Below are 19348 nucleotides of genomic sequence, written 5' to 3' on the forward strand. Positions count from 1 at the left end.
GGTGCGCTCCTACGGGTGTTTGCGGCGATCGCGGTAGCAGCTGACCGGTTCTGTAGGAGCGCGCCTGAGCGCGATGGGGTTACCGGGAAGGCCATGTCGCGCCCGGGTGCGCTCCTACGGGTGGTTGTAGCGATCGCGGTAGTAGCCGATCGGTCCTGTAGGAGCGCGCCTGAGCGCGACGGCGTTACCGGGAACGCCATGTCGCGCCCGGGTGCGCTCCTACGGGTGGTTGTAGCGATCGCGGTAGTAGCCGATCGGTTTGTAGGAGCGCGCCTGAGCGCGATGGGGTTACCGGGAAGGCCAGGTCGCACCCGGGTGCGCTCCTACGGTGATGCACCGTCCGGCACTTAGCCGCGCAGGCGCTCCAGCTGCGATTGCAGCGCGGTCACCTTGGCCTGCAGCGCGGCGTTTTCGTTTTCCAGTTCGCTGACGCGGCGTTGCAGGGCTTTCATGTCGCGGCGTTCGGCTTCGCCGCCTTCAGCCTCGTCGGGCTTGGGTTTGCGCTTGGCGTCGCGTACGCGCTTGGCAGCCTGTTTGAGCTCGGCCTTGCCGGCCTGCGCGGCGGCGCGCTGTTCGTCCTCGGACAAGGTGGCCACGGCAGCGGCGGCGCTGATCGAAATCTCGCCGGCCTTGACCGCCTGCACCACTTCCGGGGCGGCCTGCTTGTGGATGCGCTCGATCATCACCACCTGGTTGTTGCTCAGGCGGGCCTCGCGCGCCAGCTCGGCGCGGCTGACCGGAGTGGAGGTCTCTTCCCACGGCGGGCTGTCGCTGTCCGCGGCCACCGGCGTGGCGTCGTGGTCGATGCCGGTGGCCGGCTGCTCAATGTCGGCAACCGCCGGCGCTTCGGCAGCGGCGTCGGCGTCGCGCTGGCTGCGCTGGCGCGCGGCCAGGATCTCGCGCTTGCGCAGTGCCAGCACGCCGCGCTGGAAGTCCGATACGCTGCGCCGGCCCAGGTGCTGCTCGATCATCCACAGCTGCACGTCCTGCATCGACTGGAAGCGCGGGTTCTGCACGGTCTGGAACGGCAGGTCGTGCTTCTGGCAGATGCCGTAGCGGTTGTGGCCATCCACCAGCACGTCGCCCCACAGCACCAGCGCATCGCGGCAGCCCTCGGCCAGCAGGCTGCGTTCCAGCGCCTCGTGCTCGTCGGGCGTCAGCGGGTCGATGTAGGCCTTGAGTTCTTCTTTGACAACGATGTTCATGCGGCAACTGCGGGGAAGTGCGGGCCCGGCATTGTAGTGAGCCTGCCCCGGCTTTGCGCGCTTGACCGCGCTGCGTGCGGGCGTTACGCGCGGGCGCCTGTGCCCTGGTCGTCAGGCAGTGCTGAGCAGGATATTCCCCAGCGTTTCGACCATCTGCCCGATCTGTTCGGGGGTGACGATCAGCGGTGGTGACAGCGCGATGACATCGCCGGTGACGCGCACCAGCAGGCCGCCGTCGTGGAAGCAACGCTCGAACACCTCGTAGCCGCGTGCGCCCGGCGCGCCGTCACGTGGCGCCAGCTCGATCGCGCCGATCAGGCCGATGTTGCGGATGTCGATGACGTGCGGCAGCCCGCGCAGGCTGTGCAGTGCGTCTTCCCATTGCGGGCCCAGCGTGATCGCGCGGTCGAACAGGTGTTCTTCGGCGTAGGTGTCCAGCGTGGCGATCGCCGCGGCGCAGGCCAGCGGATGGCCGGAATAGGTGTAGCCGTGGAAGAGCTCGATCGCGTTCTGCGGCCCCTGCATGAAGGCCGCATGGATCGCATCGGCCACCAGGACCGCGCCCATCGGCACGCTGCCGCTGGTCAGCCCCTTGGCGGCGGTGATCAGGTCGGGCGTGACGCCGAAGCGTTGCGCCGCGAACGCCTCGCCGACCCGGCCGAAGCCGGTGATGACCTCGTCGAACACCAGCACGATGCCGTGGCGGTCGCAGATGGCGCGCAGCCGCTGCAGATAGCCTTCCGGCGGCAGGATCACCCCGGCCGAGCCGGATACCGGCTCGACGAAGACCGCCGCAATGGTCGAGGCGTCGTGCAGGGTGATCAGGCGTTCCAGATCGTCGGCCAGCTCGGCGCCGTGCGCCGGCAGCCCGCGCGCGTAGGCATTGCGTTGCAGATCCAGCGTATGCCGCAGATGGTCGGTGCCGGCCAGCAGGGGGCCGAACCATTTGCGGTTGTTGGGCAGCCCGCCGATCGACATGCCGCCGAAGCCGACCCCGTGATAGGCCTTCTCGCGCCCGATGAAGCGGGTGCGCTGGCCCTCGCCGCGCAGGCGGTGGTAGGCCAGCACGATCTTCATCGCGCTATCGACTGCCTCCGAGCCGGAGTTGGTGAAGAACACATGGCCCAGGCCGGGCGGTGCGATCGCGGCCAGCCGCTGCGCCAGCACGAACGGCAGCGGTGAACCCATCTGGAAGGTCGGCGCGAAATCCAGCGTGCCGGCCTGCTCACGGATCGCCGCCACGATGCGCTCGCGGGCGTGGCCGGCATTGCAGCACCAAAGCCCGGCGGTGCCGTCCAGGATCTGGCGGCCGTCGACATCGCGGTAGTACATGCCGGCAGCGGAGGCCAGCAAGCGCGGGCGCGCCTTGAACTGGCGGTTGGCGGTGAACGGCATCCAGAACGCGTCCAGGTGCGCCGGTGCCTGCAGCGCGTGCGCGCCATCGCGCGGAGGGTGGTCGTGCATGGCGGACTCCGTCGCTGGGAAGCGTCCGACTGTACGGCCACCGCGCGTCGGCCGTCACCCCGGCCGAGCGCGACGGCGAGCACGATTTGCGGACCCGCATGCGCCGATCCGCATGGACTAGTCAATTAGTCGCAACGTCGGCCGCTAAGCTGTGGGAACGCCTTGTGGCGCAGGCCATGACGGGTTTTTGACTGGCTGCGGGGCGTGCCAAAGCATTGCAAAGATTCAACGATCGCCGATGATGCGCCAGACGAGTGCCAGTTGGGCCTGGTAGTCGCCGCTGCCCTTATCGCAACACGTCAATCGATCGCAGCCATCAATCGTTTTCGGAACCACTGACACCGCCTGCATGCAGCCATCCTGTCGGGCGCTCCGGACACACTTCATCGCACTTTTTTAGGGGAACGGGAATGACACAAGGGTCCACCGTGGCGAGCGCCAACGGCGCAGACGCCGGCCTGCTGTCCAAGGAGCGCATCGTTGCGCGTCCGGGCTTCAATCGTTGGTTGGTACCGCCGGCGGCATTGGCGATCCACCTGTGTATCGGCATGGCCTATGGCTTCAGCGTGTTCTGGTTGCCGCTGTCCAAGGCGCTGGGCATCACCGAGGCGATCGCGTGCCCAGCCGACATGGGCCTGTTCGCGCGCATGGTCGCCACCACCTGCGACTGGAAGATCAGCGAGCTGCAGTGGATGTACACGCTGTTCTTTGTGCTGCTGGGCTGCTCGGCGGCGATCTGGGGCGGCTGGCTGGAACGTGCCGGCCCGCGCAAGGCCGGTGTGGTCTCGGCGCTGTGCTGGTGCGGTGGCCTGGTGATTTCGGCAGCCGGCATCCACTTCCATCAGATCTGGATGCTGTGGCTGGGCTCGGGCGTGATCGGCGGCATTGGTCTGGGCCTGGGCTACATCTCGCCGGTGTCGACGCTGATCAAGTGGTTCCCAGACCGTCGCGGCATGGCGACCGGCATGGCGATCATGGGCTTCGGTGGCGGCGCGATGATCGGCAGCCCGCTGGCCGATGCGCTGATGCGTCACTTCGCCACGCCGACCTCGGTGGGCGTACTGGAAACCTTCCTGGTAATGGCGGCGCTGTACTTCGTCTTCATGATGGCCGGCGCGTTCGGCTACCGCGTGCCGCCGAGCGGCTGGACCCCCGCCGGCTGGACCGCGCCGGTGGCCAGCAACAACGCCATGATCACTGCCAACCACGTGCACGTGAGCAAGGTCTGGGGCATCCCGCAGTTCTGGCTGCTGTGGGGCGTGCTGTGCCTGAACGTGTCGGCCGGCATCGGCGTGATCGGCATGTCCTCGCCGATGCTGCAGGAAGTGTTCGGCGGCCGGTTGATCGGGGTGGATGTCGGCTTCGGCAGCCTGGATACGGCGCAGCTGGCCAGCATCGCGGCCATCGCGGCCGGCTTCACCGGCCTGCTCAGCCTGTTCAACATCGGCGGGCGCTTCTTCTGGGCCAGCATGTCCGACAAGCTCGGCCGCAAGAACACCTACACGCTGTTCTTCGTGCTGGGCATCTGCCTGTACGCGGCTGCGCCGTCGGCCGGCGGTGTGGGCGGCATTGCGCTGTTTGCGGGCATCTTCTGCATCATCCTGTCGATGTACGGCGGCGGCTTTGCCACCATCCCGGCATACCTGGCCGACCTGTTCGGCACCCAGATGGTCGGCGCCATCCACGGCCGCCTGCTGACCGCCTGGGCCACCGCCGGCATCCTCGGTCCGGTGGTGGTCGGCTACATGCGCGAGTACCAGCTGGCCCACGGCAGCCCGCCGTCACAGGTCTACAACACCACCATGTACATCCTCGCCGGCATGTTGGTGCTCGGTCTGATCTGCAACCTGTTGGTGCGCCCGGTGGCCGCGCGTCATTTCATGACGCCGGAAGAACTGGCGCGCGAGAAGCAGCTGGCGCACGAGAAGGTGGACCGCAGCGGCAAGGCGGTGCTGCCGCCGGAGCAGATGGCGCGCATCGGGCATGGCGGCAACCCCGCCCTGGTCGCGCTGGCCTGGCTGGCGGTGGGCGTGCCGATGTCCTGGGGCATCTGGGTCACGCTGCAGAAAGCCTTCGTGCTGTTTCATTGAGATGAGATGACACTTCCGTCTTCCCGTTCCGTGCGCGCCGGCAGTGTGGTGCGCACGGTTGTCCGCCATCGCGGCGGCCGCAACGCCACGGTGCAGGACATGGTGGCGGCCGAAATGCCGGTCGCCTTCCACTACAACGGCGTGCCGTTCGCGGTGATGATGGCCACGCCGGAAGACCTGGAGGATTTCGCATTCGGGTTCTCGCTGAGCGAGGGCATCGTCGACCAGCCGCAGGATCTGCGGGTGGTGGCGGTGGAGACGTTTCTGGAAGGCGCTTCGCTGCAGATCGAGATCCCGCCCGAACGTGCCGCTGCGCTGGACCGGCGACGGCGCAATCTGGATGGCCGCAGCGGTTGCGGGGTGTGCGGCAACGAATCGATCGAGACGGTGCTGCGTGTGCCGCCGCTGCTGCAATCGGCGTTGCAGATCGATGCGCAGGCCTTGGCGCGTGCGCTGGAAGCGCTGCACGCGCAGCAGCCGATCGCCGCACAGACCGGCGCGGTGCATGCCGCCGGTTGGGCCGATGTGCACGGTGTGGTGCGCTACGTGCGCGAAGACGTCGGCCGGCATAACGCGCTCGACAAGTTGATCGGTGCGCTGGCGCGGGAGCGCGTCGATGCATCGCAAGGGTTTGCGGTGGTCACCAGCCGCGCCAGTTACGAAATGGCCATGAAAGCCGCGCAGGCCCGGATCCCGCTGCTCGCAGCGATTTCGGCACCGACCGCGCTGGCGATCAGCCTGGCCGACAGTGCGGGACTGACCCTGATCGGGTTTGCCCGCGATCACGATTGTGTCGTTTACAGCCATCCGCAGCGCCTGAATCTGGGCGTTGGCGTGGGAGAGCCCGCATGAGCAAGAAGACCATCCAGCAATACGACAATCCCGCCGGCGGCTGGGGCGCATTGCGCTCGGTTGCCAAGCACCTGATGGAACAGGACATCGCGGTGCAGGGCGCCAAGACGCTGCTGCACGCCAACCAGCCGGACGGTTTCGACTGCCCCGGCTGCGCCTGGCCCGACCGCGATCACACCTCCACCTTCGAGTTCTGCGAGAACGGCGCCAAGGCCGTCGCGGCAGAGTCCACGGCGCGCCGCGCCGGGCCGGAGCTGTTCGCCTCGCACAGCGTCAGCCTGCTGTCGCAGTACAGCGACTACTGGCTGGAAGGGCAGGGCCGGCTGACCCAGCCGATGCGTTACGACGCGGTCACCGATCATTACGTGCCGGTGAGCTGGGACGAGGCGTTTGCGCAGATCGCCGGGCACCTCAACGGGCTGGCATCGCCGGACGAGGCGATCTTCTACACCTCCGGGCGCACCAGCAACGAAGCGGCCTTCCTGTATCAGTTGTTCGTGCGCGAGTTCGGCACCAACAATTTCCCCGACTGCTCCAACATGTGCCACGAGCCGTCCGGCACCGCGCTGCGTTCGCAGATCGGCGTGGGCAAGGGCACGGTGTCGCTGCACGATTTCGAACTGGCCGATGCGATCTTCATCTTCGGGCAGAATCCGGGCACCAATCACCCGCGCATGCTCGGCGAGTTGCGTCAGGCCTCCAAGCGCGGCGCGGCGATTGCGGCATTCAATCCGTTGCGCGAGCGCGGGCTGGAGAAGTTCGCCGACCCGCAGGACAAGCTGGAGATGCTGCACAACGGCTCCACCCGCATCGCCTCGGATTATTTCCAGCTCAAGATCGGCGGCGATCTGGCCGCGGTCAAGGGCATCATCAAGCACGTGCTCGAGCGCGACGCACAAGCCCAGCGCGACGGCACGCCAAGGCTGCTGGATCTGGAATTCATCGACGCCCACACCGCCAACTTCGACGCTTTCGCTGCCGAGGTGCATGGCGAATCCTGGGACACCATTGTCGAAGAGTCCGGGCTGGACGAAGCGGCGCTGCGCAAGGCCGGCGAACTCTATCTCAATGCCGAGCGCGTGATCGCCTGCTGGGGCATGGGCATCACCCAGCACAAGCATTCGGTGGCCACCATCCACATGATCACCAACCTGCTGTTGCTGCGCGGCCATCTGGGCCGGCCGGGCGCGGGCGTGTGCCCGGTGCGCGGACACAGCAACGTGCAGGGCGACCGCACGATGATGATCTACGAAAAACCGCCGGCCGCGTTTCTGGACAAGTTGCAGACGCTGTTCGGGTTCGCGCCACCGCGCGAAGACGGCTTCGACACCGTCGGTGCGATCGAGGCGATGCTGGACGGGCGCGGCAAGGTGTTCTTCGCGATGGGCGGCAACTTTGCCGCTGCCACGCCGGATACCGACGCCACGCATCGCGCGCTGCGCAATTGCGAATTGACCGTGCATGTCACCACCAAGCTCAATCGCAGCCACCTGGTGCATGGGCGCGATGCGCTGATCCTGCCATGCCTGGGCCGTACCGAAATCGACATCCAGGACGCCGGCTCGCAAGGCGTGACGGTGGAAGATTCGATGAGCATGGTGCACCTGTCGGCCGGCATCAATCCGCCGGCCTCGCCGGAGCTGTTGTCCGAGCCGGCGATCGTGGCGCGGCTGGCCGAGGCGACGCTGGGTGCGCGCAGCGCGATCCGCTGGCGTTGGCTGGTGGGCGACTACGACCGCATTCGCGACCTGATTGCCCAGGTGTTCCCCGATTTTGCCGATTTCAACCAGCGCGTGCGGGTGCCGGGCGGCTTCCGCCTGTCCAACACCGCGCGCGATCGCCAGTGGGTGACGCCCGAGAAGCGCGCGGTGTTCAAGCCGCACGCGGTGCCGACCGACAACCCGATTCATCGCGCACGCCGCAGCCACACCGAGCAGATGGTGTTTACGCTGGCCACCACGCGCTCGCACGATCAATACAACACCACCATCTACGGGCTGGACGATCGCTACCGCGGCGTGTTCGGCGAGCGTCGCGTGCTCTTCATCAATGGCGCGGATATCGCCGCGTTGAACATGAAGGCCGGCGACTGGGTGGACCTGGAGAGCCTGTGCGAGGACGGTGTGCACCGCGAGGCGCGCCGCTTCCTGCTGGTGGACTACAACATTCCGCGCGGCTGCCTGGCGGCGTATTACCCGGAAACCAACGCGCTGGTGCCGCTGTCCAGCTTTGCCGACGAAGCGCGCACGCCCACCTCCAAGTCGATTCCGGTGATCGTGCTGCCGCACCGCGCCGAAACCGCCGATGCGGCGCCGCGCGACATCGGAGCGGTGCTTGTCCGCTGATCCGCAGCTCACCGCGCTGCTGCTTGCCGCATTGGCCGACACGCCCGAGGGCGTGTCGCTGGCGCGCCTGTGCAAGCAACTGGGCGTGCGCATGAGCGTGCTGCTGCGCACCCTGGCGTGGTTGGGTAACGCCAGTCTGGATGGTCAACCCGGTCCGGGCTGGATCCAGCTGGAAGACCGCGGCGAGCGCCAATTCGCGGTGCTGACGGATCTCGGTTTGGCAGCGCATGCGCAACGTGCAATGACGCAAACGCAGCAGGGCGACTGAGCAACTTGCTGGTACCTCCCGGCTGAGGAAAGCGGGTGACTGAAGCATCTTCACTTGCACGGGAAGCTTGATCAGATGCAACCTGATCCGAACAACGCAGTCCATGCTTTGCTTGCAACCAAACACACCGACCATCTTGACTGGTCCTTGTCCGCTCACCGTCGCGGGACCTTACGCGGCATGGATGCCGCGTAAGAGCCTACAGGGACGTACTTGCGGCGTGTCTTGCGATGGTGGGCGGGCAAGGGCGCTGCAGCAAAGTCGCAGACCCGACGCTCTGCAAGCGATCTATCAGCACTATCCGACCACTCCAAGACCCACCGAGCTCTTCAATCGTAGCGCCGTTGTGGATGCAGTCGAAGATTTGGGTCAAAAGCCCGGTTGATCGAGCGCGCGGTGCCCTCACCGCTTGCGGGACACGCCGTGAATCCATCCGTGGAGGCTCCTCGGCGGCATCCATGCCGCCGAGGGTCCCGCAACCGGCAAGGACACCGCACCAGAGAGTTGGTCGGCTGCTTTCCTCAAAGCTTATTTCTCGGCTTGCGGTGGGAAGATGAGACGTTTGTAAGTCGCGTGTTGAAAGCCTGCCGGTTGCTCGGCCTGCATCGGGAGCTGATCGGGTGCAAGGTGATACGAACAACGCGCATCAAACACTGCTCTTACCGCGCACACCGACCATCTTGACTGGTCGTTGTCCGCTCACCGTCGCGGGACCTTACGCGGCATGGATGCCGCGTAAGAGCCTACATGGACGTACTTGCGGCGTGTCCTGCGATGGTGGGCGGGCAAGGACCCTGCAACCAAGCCGCAGATCATCCGCTCTAAAAAACATCTATCAACACTGTCCGAAGGCTCCAAAGCAACCGAGATTCCGAAAGACATGAGGCTGCCACTACCCGCAAAGGCAGGCAGTCACGGCTGTAACTTTTTGCAAGCAGGTTGGTCTGCGCAAACCGTTGCTGCAATCTGCCAGAATCGGCTGACTTGTCTTGTCTGGATGCCGATCAACGATGACTGCTGCTGCGCCGCTTGCTGCTCCCATCAATTCGCCCGCGCGCGTGCTGTTCGCCAGTCTGATCGGCACCACCATCGAGTTTTTCGATTTCTATATCTACGCCACCGCTGCGGTGCTGGTGTTCCCGACGCTGTTCTTTCCGGCGGGCGATGGCAGTGCGGCGATGCTGCAGTCGCTGGCGACGTTTGCGGTGGCCTTTATCGCACGGCCGGTGGGCTCGGCAGTGTTCGGCCATTTCGGCGACCGGATCGGGCGCAAGGCCACGTTGGTGGCGGCGCTGCTGACGATGGGCCTGTCCACCGTGGCGATCGGCTTGCTGCCCAGCTACGCGCAGGTCGGCGTGTTCGCACCTGCGTTGCTGGCGCTGTGCCGCTTTGGCCAGGGCCTGGGGCTGGGCGGCGAGTGGGGCGGGGCCGTGCTGCTTGCCACCGAAAATGCGCCGCCCGGCAAGCGCGTGTGGTACGGCATGTTTCCGCAGCTGGGTGCGCCGCTCGGCTTTCTGCTGTCCACCGGCACCTTTCTCGGCATGGGCGCGGTGCTCGACGATGCGCAGTTCATGCAATGGGGCTGGCGGGTGCCGTTTCTGGCCAGCGCATTGCTGGTGCTGACCGGCCTGTGGGTGCGCCTGAGCATCACCGAGACGCCGGACTTCCAGAAGACCCTGGAGCACAAGACGCGCGTGCGCCTGCCCTTGGGTACGGTGATCTCGCAGCACTGGCCGGCGCTGATCATCGGCACGCTGGGCGCATTCGCCACCTTCGTGCTGTTCTATCTGATGACGGTGTTTGCGCTGGGCTACGGGACCAAGACCCTGGGCTACGACAAGGAGCAATTCCTGCTGTTGCAGATGGCCGGGATCGTGTTTTTCGCGATCGGCATCCCGCTGTCGGCCAGGTTCGGCGACCGGCATGGCGCGCCGCTGGCGATGATGCTGGCCAGTGTGGCGATCATCGCGTTCGGGTTGGCGTTCGCGCCACTGTTCCAGGCCAATCACCCGTTGCAGGTACTCGCGTTCCTTGCACTGGGCTTCTTCTTCATGGGCCTGACCTACGGCCCCTGCGGCACGCTGCTGGCCGAGCTGTATCCCACCGAGGTGCGCTACACCGGAGCCTCGCTGTCGTTCAACCTGGCCAGCATCCTGGGGGCGGCACCGGCGCCGTACGTGGCCACGCAACTGGCCGCACGCTATGGCGTGCAGGCGGTCGGGCAGTATCTGGGCGCCGCGGCGGTGCTGAGCCTGCTGGCGTTGATCGTGGCCCGCAGATCGCGTCGCCCGGTTGGCGTTTGAAGACGTACGCGGGGCGGCGTCATCGGTGAGGCGGATTGCGCCCAGGTGCAGAGTGGTCGCTAGCGGAACAGGCGCTTGAGTGTGCGTCCAAGCCAGCTGCCGTGCTGGTGGCTGCGCGCGAACTGGTCCAGATGTGCGATCACCTGCGGCGCATAGGCCTGGTCGTCGCCGCGGATATGGTTGAACAACCAGCGCGAGAGCATGCTGCGGAGTTCGTCGCAGACGTCTTCGCCGGCCTGGAACCGCAGCCGGTACTCGCCGACACGTTTGCCGAAGACCTCGTGCACGCGCTTGTGCGCCAGGCTGAAGGGGTAGCCGGCTTCCTCCATCAGTTCTTCCTCGAAGGCAAAATGCGACAGCGTGTAGTCGATCAATTCGTCGATCACCTCGGCCACTGCCAGGCGTTGCAGGCTGGCGTGCGCGGCATGCAGCTGATTGATCATTTCCACGATACGCCGGTGTTGGTGATCGATGACCTCGATCCCGGTGTTGAGGTCGTCCTGCCAGACCAGCAAAGCCATCGTTCGCCCTTGTTCCATACGATGAGGGCACGATAGGCGCGCGTGATCGCCAACGCCTTGATCTGGATCAAATAAGGTCACGGCGCGCGGGCGGCGTGCGTGCTGCGGGGCGATTCTATGTTGCCGGCGATACCGCCGGATCGGGCGCGCCGCCGGCCGTGCAGCGCACGAACCTGCGCCGCTCAGCTGGCCAGGCGCACCTGGTTGCGGCCGCCGGCCTTGGCCAGATAGAGGTACTTGTCCGCTTCGCCCAGCAGATGGTGCAGCGACTGGCCGTCTTCGGTAGCGATGCAGACACCGATGCTCACCGTCATGCTGAGGGTTTCGTCGCCGATCCGCACGCGCAGTGCGCTGATGCGTTCGCGCAGGGTTTCGAAGTAGCTGGTGGCGTTGGCGGCATCCAGCCCCGGTACCAGCAGGCAGAATTCTTCGCCGCCGAAACGCGCTACCAGATCCTGCGGCCGCGCATGACTGGAGACCGACGCGGCCACCGCGCGTAGCGCCTGGTCGCCGGCTTCGTGGCCCCAGGTGTCGTTGATGTGCTTGAAGTGGTCGATGTCCAGCATCGCCGCGGTGACCGTCTGCTCCTGCGACAGCAGGGTGGGGATTACCCGCTGGCTTTGTTCCAGGAAATAGCGCCGGTTGGGCAGGCCGGTGAGGAAGTCGCGGGTGGCCAGGTCCTGCAGCGTGCCGATCAGTTCCAGCTGGTCCACGTTCTGCGACACGCGGCAGAAGAACTCTTCGCGCGAGAACGGCTTGCGCAGGAAATCGTTGGCACCGTTCTTCAGGAAACGCGGGATCAGCGACGAGTCGTTATTGCCGGAGATGCCGATCACCGCGACCTTGTCGCGCGAACGGATCGCACGCAGCCGGCGGGTGAATTCCACCCCTTCCATGCCGGGCATTTCCTGGTCGACGATGGTCAGGCGGATGCCGGGGTCGCGCTCGATCGCCTGCAGGCCGGCCGCACCGTCGGCTGCCAGCACCACGCGGTAGCCGTACATCGACAGCAACGCGGCCGCATAGGTCCGTGCGGACAGGGAATCGTCCACCACCAGCGCGGCGATGCGGCGATTGCGCTCCAGGCGTTGCACCAGCCAGGCCAGATATTCGATGCTGCCGGGCGCGTTCTTGAGTACGTAATCGATGATCTGCTGCTGCAGCACGCGCTGGCGCAGATCCTCGTCATAGACGCCGCTGACCACCACCGTGGGCAGCTTGCGCGAGAGGAAGAATTCCACGACCTTGTCGCGGTCGCCATCCACCAATACCAGGCCGGTCAGGACCAGAAACCAGCCGTCTTCTTCGTCCAGTACACGGGCAGCTTCCGCCAGCGTCGACACGACCGTGACCGGCAGCTCCACACGTTGCTCGATGGCTTCGCGCAGCATGCTAGTGAAAGTGCGCGAGTTCTCCACCAGCAACACGCGTTGCGGCAGGACTGCGCTTTCACTATTGCGATGTAGGGTACCTGGGGACATCGGCTGGCCGTGCGGATCGAACCGTCATACCAGCTAACGGCCCTGCTCGCCAAAACTTGAGCGCCGCGTCTCAAAGTGCCCAAGACGGTGCCCTGTTCACCACAACGCATCGCGCAGCCGGTACCAACTCATCGCCGCCACCAGCAGCGGCGTGCGCAGCAGGCGCCCCCCGGGGAAGGGCCGATGCGGAATGCGTGCGAACACGTCCAGCCGTCGGCTCTGGCCGGCGATGGCCTCGGCGATGACCTGGCCGGCCAGGCCGGTGGCGGCGACGCCATGCCCGGAGAATCCCTGCGCGAAATACACGTTGGGCCCCAGCCGGCCCCAGTGCGGGGCGCGGTTGCGCGAGATGTCCACGTAGCCGCCCCACAGCGTTTGCAGCGGCACGTCGCGCAGTTGCGGGAAGACCGTGTGCATGCGCCGGGTCATCAACCGATCCAGGCCGTGCGGCGGGCGCGAGGAGTAGCTGGCGCGTCCGCCGAACAGCAGCCGGTGGTCGGCGCTGAGCCGGTAGTAGTCCAGCGCCCAGTTGGTGTCGGCGACCGCCATGTCGTTGGCGATCAGCGCGCGTGCACGGGCCTGGCCCAGCGGCGGCGTCGCACCGACATAGGTGCCGACCGGCATGATGCGGCGCTCCAGCGCCGTGGAAATGCCCTGCAGCAGGGCATTGCCGGCGATCACGCCGAACTCGGCGCTGACGCTGCCCTGGTCGGTCTGCATGGTCACGCGCGTGCCGTGCTCTAGCCGCAAGACGGGCGAGGCCTCGTGGATGCGCACGCCGGCCGCCAGCGCTGCGCGCGCCAGGCCCAGCGCATAGGCCAGCGGATGCAGATGGCCGCTGGCCGGATCGAACATCGCGCCCAGGTAGAGCGGGCTGTCCAGCACCTGCCGCGTACGCGCGCGGTCCCACCATTCCAGCGGGTAGTCGTAGCGCTCGGCCATGCGCACGATGCCGTGCTGCAAGGCCTGCACCTGGCGCGGCTTCAGCGGCACATGGGCGTGGCCGTCGCGCCAGTCGCAGGCGATGGCGTGGCGGTCGATGCGCGCGCGCAGCAGGCGCATGCCGTCGCGCGAGAAATCGAACAGCAGCCGCGCGTCGGCATCGCCGACCAGCGCTTCCAGGGTTTCCTGCTCGCAGCCGTAGCCGACGATGGCCTGGCCGCCGTTGCGCCCGGAGGCGCCCCAGCCGATGCGCCTGGCTTCCAGCACGATGACCTTGTAGCCGGCCTCGGCCAGGGCGAGCGCGGCGGTGAGGCCGGTGTAGCCGGCGCCGAGGATGCAGACATCGGCACGTTGCACGCCCTGCAGGCATGGCTGCTCCGGCAAGACCGGCGCGCTGCGGGCGTACCAGCTGTCGGGATAGCCGTTACCCGGCGGATCGGCAGGCGGCAGCGTTGTGGCCGGGCCGTCCATCAGACGATCCGGAGGTACCGGGCGTAATCCAGATCCGGCACCTGCGCCTGGTAGTCGAGCAGCTCGCGCTGTTTCTGCTGGCCGAATACGTGCTGGAACTGGCTGCCGAACTGCGCGCCGACAAAGTCGCTGGCGCCGAATGCATCCACCGCGGCTTGCCAGGTGCGCGGCCGAAAGACCGCTTGCGCATAGGCATTGCCGGTGACTGGCGCGCTGGGCTCGCCGGGATGTTGCAGGCCGTCCAGCATGGCCGCCAGCACGGCGGCGGCAGCCAGGTACGGGTTGGCATCGGCGCCGGCGATGCGATGCTCGATGCGGGTGTTGCGTGCATCGCTATGCGGGATGCGCAGCGCCACGGTGCGGTTGTTGAAGCCCCAGCTCGCATCCAGCGGCACGAAGGCATTGCTGACGAACCTGCGGTAACTGTTGGCGTGCGGCGCGAACATCAGCAGCGAGGCATCGGCGTGCCGCTGCAGGCCGGCGATGGCATGGCGCAGGCAGTCGGCGGGTACATCGACGTTGCCGGCAAACACGTTGTGCCCGTCGACGTCGAGCAGGCTCACGTGCAGGTGCAGGCCGCTGCCGGCCTGGCCGGGAAACGGCTTGGCCATGAAGCTGGCGAGCTTGCCCTGCTGTTGCGCAATCGCCTTGATGGTGCGCTTGAGCAGGATCGCCTCGTCGCAGGCGGCTACCGCATCGGCGCGATGCTGCAGGTTGATTTCGAACTGGCCGGGTGCGTACTCGGCCACGGCGGTGTCGGCCGGGATGCCTTGCTGGCGACAGGCGTCAGCCACCGCGTCGGTGAAGCTGCGCTGGTCGTCCAGGTCCTGCAAGGAATACACCTGGGTGCTGTCGCTGCGCACACCGGTCTGCGGGTCGCGCGGCGTCTGCGGGCGTCCTTGCGCATCGGGCACCGCATCGAACAGATAGAACTCCAGTTCCACCGCAATGACCGGGGTCAGGCCGAGCGCAGCAAAACCGTGCAGCACGCGCTGCAAGACCGCGCGCGGTGCGACCTCGAACACGCTGCCGTCCGGCTGATGCATTGCCAGCAGCAGCTGCGCCATCGGCCGCGGTGCCCACGGCACCGGGCGCAGCGAGCCGGCGATGGGCCGGCAGATGCGATCGGCATCGCCGATGGCGTAGCCCAGCCCGGTTTCCTCGACGGTATTGCCGGTGATGTCGGTAGCGATCAGCGACATCGGCAGGCACACGCCATCGCGATAGACCTTGCTAAGGACCTCGGCTGTCACACGCTTGCCACGCAGCACGCCATTGGTATCGGGCAATAGCAGATCGACCGCTTCGCAGCCATCGATCCGCGCCAGCGTGGCGGCATCGGTGGCGGGCAAGTACGCGACGGAGTTCTCGGAAACCATGGGCACCACCTGCGAGGTCGCCGCTCAGACTAGCAAAGCGCATGTGATCGTTCGCAACTGTGCGCGTGTGGAACCCTGGCAATGCAGGTGGCCGCACGGTAAGTTCGCAGGCATCGGCAACGCAGCCCATCAACCCGTGGCGACCACGCGCTGACAAGTCGTCGCAGTCGGAGCGATGCAGGTGATGCGCAAGCCGCCAGCTGCGCGCCACATGTGCCCTGTACAGTGCCAGCGCCTGCCTGGTGGCGAGCGCCGACGTGATGCAGCCGCGTTCAACCGGGAGATCCGCATGGCTGTCGTTCCACTGGTCGGGTTGCCGACCGATCGCATCCAGCAAGGGCCGCATCCGTTTCTGGCCACCGGCGAGAAGTACATCCGCGCGGTGGTGGACGCAGCCGGAGCCATGCCGGTGCTGTTGCCGAGCCTGCAGCCCACGCTGGATGCGCGCGCGTGGCTGGATCGCCTGGATGGCCTGTTGCTGACCGGTGCGGTCAGCAATGTCGAACCGCATCACTACAGCGACGAGCCGAGCTGGGAGGGCAATCCGCACGACCCGGCGCGCGATGCCACCAGCCTGGGGCTGATCCCGCAGGCACTGGCGCGCGGCCTGCCGGTGCTGGCGATCTGCCGCGGGCTGCAGGAGGTCAACGTGGCGCTGGGCGGGCGCCTGCATCAACGCGTGCATGACGTGCCCGGCCTGCTTGATCACCGCGAAGACCGCGCCATGCCGCTGGACACGCAGTACGGCCCGGCGCATCCGGTGCAGCTGCATCCCGGCGGCCTGCTGGCCGGCATGAGCGGCAGCGCGCAGGTCGCGGTGAACTCGCTGCACGGGCAGGGCATTGCACGCCTGGCCGACGGCCTGCTGATCGAGGCGACCGCGCCGGATGGCCTGATCGAAGCCTTTCGCGGCCCCGGGCCGGGCTTTCTGCTCGCAGTGCAGTGGCATCCGGAGTGGCGTGTCACACAGCATCCGTTCTACCGTGCCATCTTCCAGGCCTTCGGCGAGGCCTGTCGCCAATACGCCGCTCGACGCGGCCAGTGAGGTTGCATGTCGATCCGCACCCGTTCGCGCACATCCACGCCCAAGCAGCCCGAGAGCGCGCTGCGCCGCTGGCTCAAGGACCGCCACATCACCGAGGTCGAGTGCCTGGTGCCGGACATCACCGGCAACGCACGTGGCAAGATCATTCCGGCGGACAAGTTTTCGCACGACTACGGCACCCGGCTGCCGGAAGGCATCTTCGCGACCACCGTCACCGGCGATTTCCCGGACGATTACTACGAGCTGACCTCGCCATCGGATTCGGACATGCATCTGCGCCCGGATGCATCCACCGTGCGCATGGTGCCGTGGGCGGCCGATCCCACCGCGCAGGTCATCCACGATTGCTACACCAAGGACGGCCAGCCGCATGAGCTTGCCCCGCGCAATGTGCTGCGGCGCGTGCTGGACGCCTATGCCGAAGCCAAGCTGCAACCGGTGGTGGCGCCGGAGCTGGAATTCTTCCTGGTGCAGAAGAACACCGACCCGGACTTTCCGTTGTTGCCGCCGGCCGGGCGCTCGGGTCGGCCGGAGACCGCGCGGCAGTCGTATTCGATCGATGCGGTCAACGAGTTCGACCCCATCCTGGACCTGATGTACGACTATTGCGATGCGATGGAACTGGACGTGGATACGCTGATCCACGAATCCGGCGCCGCGCAGCTGGAGGTCAACTTCACCCACGCCGATGCACTCTCGCGCGCCGATCAGGTGTTCCTGTTCAAGCGCACCATGCGCGAGGCCGCGTTGCGGCATGGCGTGTATGCGACGTTTCTGGCCAAGCCGATGGAGACCGAGCCGGGCAGTGCGATGCATATCCATCAGAGCCTGCTGCATGCCGGCACCGGCAAGAACGTGTTCAGCGGCAAACGCGACGGCGGCTTCAGCGACACCTTCGCGCACTATCTTGGTGGCCTGCAGAAATACATTCCGATGGCGATGGGGCTGCTGGCGCCCAACGTCAATTCCTACCGGCGGCTGATGTTCGGCGAGGTGTCGCCGAGCAATGTGCTGTGGGGCTTCGACAATCGCACCTGCGGGCTGCGGGTGCCGATCGATGTGCCGCAGAACATGCGGGTGGAAAGCCGCTTTGCCGGCTCCGACGCCAATCCGTACTTGGCGATGGCGGCGACCCTGGCCTGCGGGTTGCTCGGCATCCGCGAAAAGCTCGAACCGACCGCGCCGATCAGCAGCAACGGCAAAGAGCAGGGCTACGATCTGCCGCGCTCGCTGGGCGAGGCGCTGGACGGTCTGGAGGGCTGCGAGGCCTTGCAGGAGATGCTGGGGCGGCGCTTTGTGCGCGCCTACATCTCGGTCAAGCGCAAGGAGTACGAGACGTTCTTCCGCGTGATCAGTTCGTGGGAGCGGGAGTTCCTGTTGTTGAATGTGTGAAGCGTCTGCGCTCGGCGCAGCGTGCCGCGCCGCTCCCGTCTCCCCTCGGGAGAAGGTGCCCGAAGGGCGGATGAGGGCAGGTCGTCTGGCCATGGTCCAGGCCCACGTGCACAGCAGGCGTCCGATGCGTTTTGCCCCAGCTGCCTTTCGTAACGCCACTGCATTCGCGCCACTGGCGTGAGCCACCTTCCGGAGCAAGCCGTGCACCCCACTGTGTTGGAAACCTTGCAGCAACTCGATGCCGCCCATCACCTGCATCCGTTCAACGACAACGCGGCACTGGCCGAAAAGGGTACGCGCATCCTGACCCGCGGCGAGGGCGTGTATGTCTGGGACGCGCAGGGCAACAAGTTGCTGGATGCGTTCGGCGGCTTGTGGTGCGTGAATGTCGGCTACGGGCGCAAGGAGCTGGCACAGGCGGCGGCGCGGCAGATGGAACAGCTGGCGTACTACAACAGCTTTTTCCAGTGCACCACCGAGCCCACCATCCATCTGGCCGCCAAGCTGGCGGAGCTGACGCCGGGCGATCTGAACCATGCGTTCTTCGCCAATTCCGGGTCGGAGGCCAACGACACCATCCTGCGGCTGGTGCGGCATTTCTGGGCGGTGCAGGGGCAGCCGGAAAAACGCATCTTCATCGGCCGTCATGACGGCTATCACGGCACCACCATGGCCGGCGCCAGCCTGGGCGGCATGCGCGGCATGCACAGGCAGGGTGGCCTGCCGATTCCGGATATCCACCACATCGCGCCGCCGTATCACTTCGGCGACGGCGGGGAGATGGATCCAGAGGAGTATGGCTTGCTGGCGGCCAAGCGCCTGGAAGACAAGATTCTGCAACTCGGCCCAGAGAACGTGGCGGCCTTCATCGGTGAACCGATCATGGGTGCGATCGGGGTGTACATCCCGCCGCGCAGCTACTGGCCGGAAATCGAGCGCATCTGCAAGCGCTACGACGTGTTGCTGGTGGCCGACGAGGTGATCTGCGGGTTCGGGCGTACCGGTGCCTGGTTCGGTGCGGATTATTTCGGCTTCCAGCCCGACGTGATGACGCTGGCCAAGGGCATCACCTCCGGCTATATCCCGTTGGCGGCGGCGATGTTCAACGATCGCGTGGCCGGCGTGCTCAAGGCGCAGGGCGGCGAGCTCGCGCACGGCGGCACCTATGCGGGGCATCCGGTCTGCGCGGCGGTGGCGCTGGAGAACCTGCGCCTGCTGCAGGACGAAGGCATCGTGGACACTGCGCGTACCCGGATCGCGCCGTATCTGGCACAACGCTGGGCCGAGCTGGGCGAGCACCGGCTGGTCGGCGAGGCGCGTATCGCCGGCCTGGTCGGGGCACTGGAACTGGTGCCGGACAAACGCCGGCGCGGGGTCTATTTCCCCGAACGCGGTCGGGTCGGTGCGCTGTGCCGCGATTTCGCGCTGCGGCGCGGGCTGATCCTGCGTGCCACCTACGATGCGATGCTGCTGTCGCCGCCGTTGATCATCACCTGCGAACAGGTCGATGCGCTGTTCGACAAGGCCTGGGCGGCGCTGGACGATACTGCGCAGGCGCTGGGCATCGGTGCCGCCTAAGCCGGCCGGCGC

14 protein-coding genes are annotated in these 19348 nt (G+C 66.6%); 8 read left to right on the top strand and 6 right to left on the bottom strand.

Going from position 1 to position 19348, the window contains the following annotated elements; genetic code table 11:
• Positions 1–347 precede the first annotated feature (347 nt).
• Complete coding sequence (locus AC1KVE_RS03695; protein WP_481091895.1) at positions 348–1205, bottom strand: plasmid replication/partition related protein; 858 nt, start codon at positions 1203–1205, stop codon at positions 348–350.
• A gap of 111 nt (positions 1206–1316) precedes the next feature.
• Positions 1317–2669: an omega-aminotransferase AptA gene (gene aptA, locus AC1KVE_RS03700; RefSeq protein WP_481091894.1), complete on the bottom strand. Its 1353-nt coding sequence runs from the start codon at positions 2667–2669 to the stop codon at positions 1317–1319.
• 410 nt (positions 2670–3079) lie between these two features.
• Here aptA and AC1KVE_RS03705 point away from each other — a divergent pair, with 410 nt between their 5' ends.
• The 5 genes from AC1KVE_RS03705 to AC1KVE_RS03725 all read left to right on the top strand — a co-directional run bounded on the left by AC1KVE_RS03705 (position 3080) and on the right by AC1KVE_RS03725 (position 10527).
• On the top strand, positions 3080–4759 hold the full coding sequence (locus tag AC1KVE_RS03705) for an OFA family MFS transporter (RefSeq protein ID WP_047125188.1): 1680 nt from the start codon (positions 3080–3082) through the stop codon (positions 4757–4759).
• A gap of 6 nt (positions 4760–4765) precedes the next feature.
• Complete coding sequence (gene fdhD, locus AC1KVE_RS03710) at positions 4766–5611, top strand: formate dehydrogenase accessory sulfurtransferase FdhD (protein WP_228910884.1); 846 nt, start codon at positions 4766–4768, stop codon at positions 5609–5611.
• Positions 5608–7956: an FdhF/YdeP family oxidoreductase gene (locus tag AC1KVE_RS03715; protein WP_228910886.1), complete on the top strand. Its 2349-nt coding sequence runs from the start codon at positions 5608–5610 to the stop codon at positions 7954–7956. Before fdhD ends, AC1KVE_RS03715 begins: the two co-directional genes overlap by 4 nt.
• A complete protein-coding gene (locus AC1KVE_RS03720; protein ID WP_065031620.1) occupies positions 7946–8224 on the top strand; it encodes a hypothetical protein in 279 nt (92 codons plus the stop codon). Before AC1KVE_RS03715 ends, AC1KVE_RS03720 begins: the two co-directional genes overlap by 11 nt.
• 1010 nt (positions 8225–9234) lie before the next feature.
• On the top strand, positions 9235–10527 hold the full coding sequence (locus AC1KVE_RS03725) for an MFS transporter (RefSeq protein ID WP_481091893.1): 1293 nt from the start codon (positions 9235–9237) through the stop codon (positions 10525–10527).
• A 59-nt stretch (positions 10528–10586) separates the two neighbouring features.
• Here AC1KVE_RS03725 and AC1KVE_RS03730 read toward each other — a convergent pair whose 3' ends face one another.
• The 4 genes from AC1KVE_RS03730 to AC1KVE_RS03745 all read right to left on the bottom strand — a co-directional run bounded on the left by AC1KVE_RS03730 (position 10587) and on the right by AC1KVE_RS03745 (position 15321).
• Complete coding sequence (locus AC1KVE_RS03730; RefSeq protein ID WP_102584758.1) at positions 10587–11048, bottom strand: bacteriohemerythrin; 462 nt, start codon at positions 11046–11048, stop codon at positions 10587–10589.
• A gap of 182 nt (positions 11049–11230) precedes the next feature.
• Positions 11231–12529: a diguanylate cyclase gene (locus AC1KVE_RS03735; RefSeq protein WP_024940515.1), complete on the bottom strand. Its 1299-nt coding sequence runs from the start codon at positions 12527–12529 to the stop codon at positions 11231–11233.
• 96 nt (positions 12530–12625) lie between these two features.
• Complete coding sequence (locus tag AC1KVE_RS03740; protein ID WP_481091892.1) at positions 12626–13942, bottom strand: NAD(P)/FAD-dependent oxidoreductase; 1317 nt, start codon at positions 13940–13942, stop codon at positions 12626–12628.
• A complete protein-coding gene (locus tag AC1KVE_RS03745; protein ID WP_481091891.1) occupies positions 13942–15321 on the bottom strand; it encodes a glutamine synthetase family protein in 1380 nt (459 codons plus the stop codon). The genes AC1KVE_RS03740 and AC1KVE_RS03745 overlap by 1 nt, the downstream gene beginning before the upstream one ends.
• 289 nt (positions 15322–15610) lie before the next feature.
• Here AC1KVE_RS03745 and AC1KVE_RS03750 point away from each other — a divergent pair, with 289 nt between their 5' ends.
• The 3 genes from AC1KVE_RS03750 (at position 15611) to AC1KVE_RS03760 (ending at position 19336) form a co-directional block, all read left to right on the top strand.
• Positions 15611–16366: a gamma-glutamyl-gamma-aminobutyrate hydrolase family protein gene (locus AC1KVE_RS03750; RefSeq protein ID WP_167764113.1), complete on the top strand. Its 756-nt coding sequence runs from the start codon at positions 15611–15613 to the stop codon at positions 16364–16366.
• 6 nt (positions 16367–16372) lie between these two features.
• Positions 16373–17758 (top strand): glutamine synthetase family protein, encoded by a 1386-nt coding sequence (locus AC1KVE_RS03755; RefSeq protein ID WP_065031616.1) that lies wholly within the window; start codon positions 16373–16375, stop codon positions 17756–17758.
• Positions 17759–17959: 201 nt separating this feature from the next.
• Positions 17960–19336, top strand: coding sequence for an aspartate aminotransferase family protein (locus AC1KVE_RS03760; RefSeq protein ID WP_102251950.1), 1377 nt, complete (start codon positions 17960–17962; stop codon positions 19334–19336).
• The last annotated feature ends 12 nt before the right edge of the window (positions 19337–19348 follow it).

The sequence above is a fragment of the Xanthomonas sp. NCPPB 2864 genome (assembly GCF_056675615.1).